Consider the following 7,210-nt stretch of genomic DNA (forward strand, 5'->3'; position numbering starts at 1 on the left):
GCGCGACCTCGAACGGCTGCCGCTGCTCGTGGTGGCAGGCGCCCGCCCGGAGGACGACGCCAAGGCGGTCGACGCGCTGATCGCCGACCTCGACGACGCGGTCCTCACGGCCACGGCGGCGGGCGGCTGCGAGGCACTGCCACCGGGCGACGCGTGGGACGGCCGGAGCTTCGCCGTCCTCAACCGGGGCACACCCGGCTGTGTCGTCACCTCCTCCGGCGATCTCTACATGTCCCTCATGCGCTCCTGCACCGGCTGGCCCTCCGGCATCTGGGTCGACCCGCCCCGCCGCACGGCACCCGACGGCTCCGCCTTCCAACTCCAGCGCTGGACCCACGAGTTCGAGTACGCCGTGGTCGCGGGCGCCGGTGACTGGCGCGCGGCCCGGCTGCCCCAGGCCGGACATGAGTTCAACCACCCGCTCACGGCCCGCCTGCGGACCTCCGCCCAACAGGGCACCCTGCCAAGAAAGTTCGCCCTGCTCGGCCTGGAACCGGCGGGCGAGGTGGTGCTCGACGCCCTCAAGCCGCTCGGCTCCCCGCTGGCCCGGGGCGGCGCGGTACCGGTCGACCCGGGGCGCGGTGTCGTCGTACGGATGCACGAGGTGAACGGGCGGCCGGTGCGTGCGCGGATACGCGGGCCGCGCGACTGGACGGAGGGCGCGCGTGCGGACGTACTGGAGTCGCCCGGCGCGCGGTTGACACCGGAGCGGGACGGCGGGCTCACCGTCGACCTCACCGGCTTCGAGGTCGCGACGGTACTGGCGACCACTGCAAGTGAGTCCTCAACTGGGCCTGGAATCGCGGCACATGAGCCCGCGCAGCCGATCCACACCCGCTACTGGCTGCACAACTCCGGCCCCGCACCCCGGGGAAACATGCCCGTGTCGGTGTACCTCTCCCCCGGCACGCTCACCGCCGCCGGCCCGGTGACCGCGACGGTCCGGGTCGGCTCGGAACTCACCGACGCACCGGTGTCCGGCACGGTCACCTTCGAGGTCCCGCCCGGCTGGACCGCCGAACCCGCCGAACTGCCGTACGCGCTGGGCCCGGGCGGGTTCACCCTCTCCGAGATCACGGTGACACCACCGCCCGACCCGACCCCCGGCCGCCACTGGCTCTCCGCCCGGCTGTCCTACGGCGGACAGGTCTACGAGGATGTCGTGGCCCTGGATGTGCCGGACGGGCGTCCGGTCGGGCCAACTCTGGTGACGGCGCTCGGAGTTGACCGGATCAGTGTGCGCCACGGCGAGCGCGCCCGCGTTCCCGTCACCGTCCGCAACACCACCCGGGGACCCGTCAACGGCACCCTGTGGGCCGTCTCCTCGTGGGGCACCTGGGCCGGTATCGGGCCGGGCTGTCAGGGGTTCACGGTCGCCGGGGGCGCGGAGCGGGAGTGCGCGATCGAGGTGGACGGTTCGGCGGTGGAGCCGGGGACGTACTGGCTGCTGGTGAAGGTCGCCTGGCACGGGTGTGTCGCCTACACGGAGGCCGTCGCGCTGGAGGTGACGCCGTGACGACGGAGCACGCGGCCGTGGTGCGTGGCGCGGCTGTCGCCAAGGGGCGGGTGGACGCGTTGTTGGCGGCCGTACCGGTCCGGGATCAGGAGACCACCCGGCCCGAGGCGCTCGCGCGGGCCGAGCGGCAGCGACGGCGGTGGGCGACCCAGGTGGTGGTCATCGACGAACTGGCCCAACGGGCCTGTGTGGAGCGGGGGTTGAAGCCCCCTGCGGAGGTGTCGCCGGACCGGGTGCCGGCCGTCGCCGAGACCGACGTCGCTGATCTCGGCAGCATTGTCGCGGCGGCCCTCGCGCACTCCCCCGCCGCCCGGCTGCTGCTGGCCGAGCTGGAGGGCGAGCAGGAGGTCACGGACGCCGCTGTACGGGACTACTACGACCGCAACCGGGACCGCTTCCTCACGGCGGAGGCGCTACGGCGCGGCGTCGACCCGTTCGGCGGGGTGTCATCGGAGGACTTCGTGCCGTACGGGCAGGCCCGCGCGGGTGTCGCGCGTGAGCTGCGAAGGGCTGCGGGGCGGCGGGCCTTCTTCGGTTGGTTGGACCAGGCCAAGGCCGGAGTCGTGTACACCGCCGGACACGAGCACCCCGGCGATCCGGCGCACCCGGACCACGAGCACCGGCACTGATCTCTGCCGGAACCTAAAAGCAACACGAGAACCATTGACCTCCGATGAATTCTGGTCCACCTTTTCATCAATCGGAGTCGAAGTTGGTTAATTGAACCAGCTGTTGGCTGATGCTCAGGAGGGCAGCGATGCGCACAGGAAGACTGACCGGATCGATGGTGGGGATCATCGTCCTGACCCTGACGGCCGCCGGCTGCGGGCTGTCCGGCAGCTCGGGCGACAGCGACTCCACCGCGGGCGGCTGCAAGGTCGACAAGGGAAACGTGGGGTCCGGGAAGCTCTCCGGTGAGGTGAAGGGCAACATCACCTTCCAGACCACCAACTTGAAGAAGGACTTCGGGAGCTTCTTCAACGGGGTCATCAAGTCCTTCGAGAAGGCCCACCCCGGTACGTCGGTCAAGTGGATCGACGATCCGGGTGACGCGACGTTCGGTCAGCGCACGGTCGCCGACGCCCAGGCCTGCACCCTTCCGGACGTGCTCAACGTCGACTCGCCCACCGCGACCGCCCTCACGAAGGCCGGTTATCTGCTCAACCTGGGCGTCAAGGACCCTGACGCCGCGAAGCCGTTCGTCCCGGCGTTCTGGAAGTCCAGCACCATGAAGGACTCCTCGGGCGCCTCGGTGCACAGCGTGCTGCCCTGGTACACCGGCGGCGTCCTCCTGACGTACAACACCGACCTGTTGGAGAAGGCGGGGATCGACCCGACGAAGCCGCCGACGACCATGTTCGGGCTGTTCGCCGACTACGAGAAGATCGCGAAGAAAGCCGACGGCAAGTACTACGCCACGATGGCCAACCCGGTCTGGCGGATTCCGGCCGACTGGGACCAGATGAACATCAAAACGCTGTCGTCGGACGGCAAGTCGGCGGTCTTCGCCGATGATCCGCGGACCACGCAGTGGGTCGAGTGGATGGCGAAGCTGTACAAGGAGGGCGCGATGCCGAAGGACTCGCTGTCCTCCAACAACGACCCCTCCACGCTCTACAGCCAGGGCAAGGTCGCCTACGGTTCGACGAATCCGAGCTTCGTGCGCTTCGTGAAGCAGAACAGCCCATCGATCTACGCCAAGACCGCCGTCGGCCAGCAGCCGTTCGACGCGCTCGGCCACACCACGGCCGCCCCGCAGTACATAGCGACCGCCGCCACCAGCAAGAACGCCCCCACGGCACTGGCGTTCGCGGAGTTCCTCACCAACGCCGAGAACCAGACGGCCTGGTGCAAGGATCCCAACGTCGTGATCTTCCCGACGACTTCGGCCTCGCTGGACGACCCGTTCTTCCAGAAGACCAGCGGTGACGACCCGTTCTCCCAGGCCCGCAAGCTCGTCGCCGAGCAGCTGAAGACGGCGACCGCCTATCAGACCAACATCTCCACAGCCGTCCAGAACGCCATCGTGGGCCAGGTGCAGTTGGCCATGCAGGGCAAGACGAGCCCGGCGCAGGCCGTCAAGGACGCCCAGGCGAAGGCCAACGAGCTGCTGAAGCAGGCTGGTTGATGGTGGCGACGCAGACCGCGAAGCCGGTGTCCGTGCCCGGTGCGGAGGCCGTCGCCTCCGCACCGGGCACGACCCGCATACGTAGGATCGCCCGAGCCGTCCTCCCCGGCCCCGCCCCCGGCGCCAACGGGGCCGCGCTGTACCGCCGTTGGTGGCTGCCCTGGCTGTGGACCGCGCCCGCGATCGTGTGCGCGGCGGTCTTCGGGGTGTTCCCGTTCCTCAACACCGTGCTGCTGTCGTTCACGAACGCCAAGCCGCTGGGCGGCGCCGCGAGCTTCGTCGGGCTCTCCAACTACACCCGGATGCTGGGCGATTCGGACTTCTGGCTGGCGACCCGCAACAGCGTCCTGTACGCCGTGATCGTCGTCCCCCTGATGGTGCTGCTGCCGCTGCTGCTCGCCGTCCTGGTGGAGAAGAACCTCCCCGGGATCGGCTTCTTCCGCTCGGCCTTCTACACGCCGGTGCTCGCCTCCAGCGTGGTCGTCGGCCTGAGCTGGCAGTGGCTGCTCGCGGACGACGGACTGGTCAACACCTGGCTGGAGAAAGCCCACTTGATCCGGTCGGCGATCCCCTTCCTCTCCGACTCGTGGCTGATCCTGCTCTCCGCGATGGGCCTCACCCTGTGGAAGGGCCTCGGCTGGTACATGGTCTTCTACCTGGCCGCCCTAGGGAACGTGCCCAAGGAGCTGCACGAGGCCGCCTCCATGGACGGCGCCGGTGCCGCCCGCCGCTTCTGGCACATCACCGTGCCCGGTGTACGGCAGGCGATGATGCTGGTCGGCACCCTCACCGGCATCGGCTCGCTGCGCGTGTTCACCGAGATCTACATGCTCGGCAGCTCCACCGGCGGCCCCGGCGGCGCCGACCGCACGCTGCCCTTCTACATCCGGGACGTCGGCCTGGACCCGATCACCGGAAACGCCGGTTACGGCTCGGCGGTGAGCGTGGCGCTGTTCGTCCTGACCCTGGGCCTGACCCTGCTGGCGCAGCGCCTGACGAAGGAGGACGAGTCATGACGACGACCGCAGTGCGGCCCAAGTCCCGCCGCCTGACGCCCCGTTGGCGTGACTACGGCCGCCCCCGCGAACTCCTCGTCCGCTACCTCCTGTTGCTCCTCGTCCTCGGCCTCACCGTCGGCCCCCTCATCTGGCAGTTCCTGGCCTCAATGAAGGGCACCGGCGAGGACGTCTTCGGCGCGAACGCCTCCCTGCTGCCGCACCACCCGACCCTGCACGCCTACCGCGAGGTCTTCAGCCAGGTCCCGGTGACCACGTACATCAGGAACAGCCTGATCGTCGTACTCCTGTCGGTGGCAAGCCAGTTGCTGTTCTCCACGACGGCTGGCTACATGCTCTCCAAGCCCGCCTGGAAGGGCCGCCGGGCGGTCTGGATCATCCTCGTCGCCTCGATGATGTTCCCCTTCGAGTCGATCATGGTGTCGCTGTTCCTGAGCATCCGCGACCTGGGTCTGGTCGACAGCGTGGTGGGGGTGTGGCTGCCCGGTTTCGTCGGCGCCATCAACGTGCTGCTCATGCGCGGCGCGTTCCTGGCCGTACCGCGCGAGATCGAGGACTCCGGGATGCTGGACGGCGCGAGCGAGTGGCAGCGCTTCCGCCACCTCTATCTCCCGTCCGCGTGGGGCGCGATCCTGGTGGTCACCATCAACACCTTCATCAGCGCCTGGGACGACTTCCTGTGGCCGCTGATCGTGCTGCGCTCCGAGGACCACATGACGCTGACGCTGGGCCTTTCCCGCTTGCAGAGCTCGTCGTTCGGCTACGACCAGCGGGTGGTGATGGCCGGGTCGGTGATCTCCGTGATCCCGGTACTGGTGCTGTTCGTCATCACCCAACGCTGGTTCTACAAGGGCGTTTCGGCGGGAGCCGTCAAGCTCTGAGGCGTACGACGAGGGGTTCGACGGCGAGCGCGGCCCGGGCGGACCGGGCGACCCGGATCTCCACGGCACCGACCTGCGTCAACTGGTCGGTGCCGAAGGGGATTTCGACCCTACGACGCTCCCCCGGCCCCAGCTCGACCCCCTGGAAGGCATGCAGTTCGAGCGTGCGCGGCCAGACCGGAGCGACCAGCCGACGGATGTACAGCTGGACGACCGAACGGCCGTACCGCTTCCCGGTGTTGGTTACCTCGACCGCGACGGCGTCCCCCGACACGCGGGGCGTGCCGAACGCGAAGCTCGTGTACGACAGCCCGTGCCCGAAGGAGTAGAGCGGTTCGGCGTCGGTGTCCACGTAGCCGCCGTACTCGATGTCCTTGTGGTTGTAGTAGACGGGGAGTTGAGCCACCGAGCGCGGGACGGAGACGGGCAGGCGGCCGGCCGGTTCGGCTCGGCCGAGCAGTACCCCGGCGATGGCCTCGCCGCCCCACGGGCCGGGGTACCAGGCGGTGAGCAGCGCGCCCGCCCGTTCGGGGACGATGTGCGGGCGGCCCTGGATCAGGACGACGGCGGTGGGTGTCCCGGTCGCGGTGACCGCGTCGAGGAGCGCGTGCTGGGCCCGGCCGAGGCTCAGGCCCGCGAGGTCGGCGCCCTCGCCGCAGGTCATCTCCGAAACGGCGTTGCGTGCCGCGCCGTTGGCGTCGAAGTCCGTGTCGGGGGTACGGGCGCTGCTGCCGCCCAGCACCAGGACTGCCAGGTCGGAGACCGCGGCTGCGGCGACCGCCTCGGGGATGCCGGAGAGGTCGTCGCCGGTGAGGGCGCAGCCGGGGGCGTGGCGGATGTCGGTGCCGGGCGGGGCGAGTCGCCGTAGGCCTTCCAGGATGCTGACGCCGGATCGCTGTGGTGCCGTGTAGTCGCCCAACTGGTGTGCGTGGGTGGCTGATTGGGGTCCGATGACCGCGATGCGGGAGACGGTCGGGGGGATGGGCAGGACATCGCCGTCGTTGTGGAGGAGCGTGACCGCGGCTCGGGCGAGAGCCATGCTCAGTTCCCTGCCCTGCGCGGCCGAGGGGAACTCGCTTGTGCCGTAGGGCCGTTCGAACAGGCCCAGGCGGAACTTCAGGCGGAGCACGCGCGCCACGGCCGCGTCGACGGTGGCCTCGTTCACCAGTCCCCGTTCGACCGCCTCCTCCAGGTGCGTGAAGCCCTCGTCCCAGAGGCTGAGGTCGACGCCGGCGTTGAGCGCGAGGGCGCCCGCCGAGACCTTGTCGCCGGTGATGCGGGCCAGTCGGTCCACGGCGAGGCCGTCGGCCATGACCAGGCCCTCGAAACCCCAGTCCTCGCGCAGGAGTTGGTGGAGCAGGGCGCGATTGCCCGAGCAGGGCAGGCCGTCGACCTCGTTGTAGGCGGACATGACGGCGGCGGCCCCGGCGCGGACTCCGGCGCGGGCGGCGGGGAGGTGGATGTCGTGGAGCTCACGGAGGCCGAGTTCGGACTCGGCGGAGTTGCGTCCGCCGACCGTGGCGCCCTGTCCGGCGAAGTGCTTGAGGACGACGGGGGCCTTGTCCGGAGCGAACCCGGCTGCCGTGTCGCCCTGCATGCCCCTGACGAGCGCCTCGGTGAGGCGGGCGGCGAGGTGCGGGTCCTCGCCGAAGCACTCCTCCGTGCGGCC

At 70.0% G+C, this 7,210-nt stretch carries 6 protein-coding genes; 5 read left to right on the forward strand and 1 reads right to left on the reverse strand.

Annotated elements, in window-relative coordinates:
• From R6V09_RS41495 to R6V09_RS41515, 5 genes are all read left to right on the forward strand, one after another.
• A partial coding sequence (locus R6V09_RS41495; RefSeq protein ID WP_317886662.1) for an NEW3 domain-containing protein occupies window positions 1-1,516 on the forward strand: 1,516 nt, incomplete at its 5' end.
• Complete coding sequence (locus R6V09_RS41500; protein WP_317886663.1) at window positions 1,513-2,145, forward strand: peptidyl-prolyl cis-trans isomerase; 633 nt, start codon at window positions 1,513-1,515, stop codon at window positions 2,143-2,145. The genes R6V09_RS41495 and R6V09_RS41500, both read left to right, overlap by 4 nt.
• A 128-nt stretch (window positions 2,146-2,273) precedes the next feature.
• Window positions 2,274-3,644: an extracellular solute-binding protein gene (locus tag R6V09_RS41505; protein ID WP_317886664.1), complete on the forward strand. Its 1,371-nt coding sequence runs from the start codon at window positions 2,274-2,276 to the stop codon at window positions 3,642-3,644.
• On the forward strand, window positions 3,644-4,660 hold the full coding sequence (locus tag R6V09_RS41510) for a carbohydrate ABC transporter permease (protein WP_317886665.1): 1,017 nt from the start codon (window positions 3,644-3,646) through the stop codon (window positions 4,658-4,660). Before R6V09_RS41505 ends, R6V09_RS41510 begins: the two co-directional genes overlap by 1 nt.
• Complete coding sequence (locus R6V09_RS41515; protein WP_317886666.1) at window positions 4,657-5,541, forward strand: carbohydrate ABC transporter permease; 885 nt, start codon at window positions 4,657-4,659, stop codon at window positions 5,539-5,541. Before R6V09_RS41510 ends, R6V09_RS41515 begins: the two co-directional genes overlap by 4 nt.
• On the opposite strand, the gene R6V09_RS41520 is transcribed toward R6V09_RS41515, so the two are convergent.
• Window positions 5,531-7,210 (reverse strand): glycoside hydrolase family 3 C-terminal domain-containing protein (locus R6V09_RS41520; RefSeq protein ID WP_317886667.1); only part of this gene is annotated, 1,680 nt, incomplete at its 5' end. The genes R6V09_RS41515 and R6V09_RS41520 overlap by 11 nt on opposite strands.

The organism is Streptomyces sp. W16 (genome assembly GCF_033194735.1).
Taxonomy (GTDB): domain Bacteria; phylum Actinomycetota; class Actinomycetes; order Streptomycetales; family Streptomycetaceae; genus Streptomyces.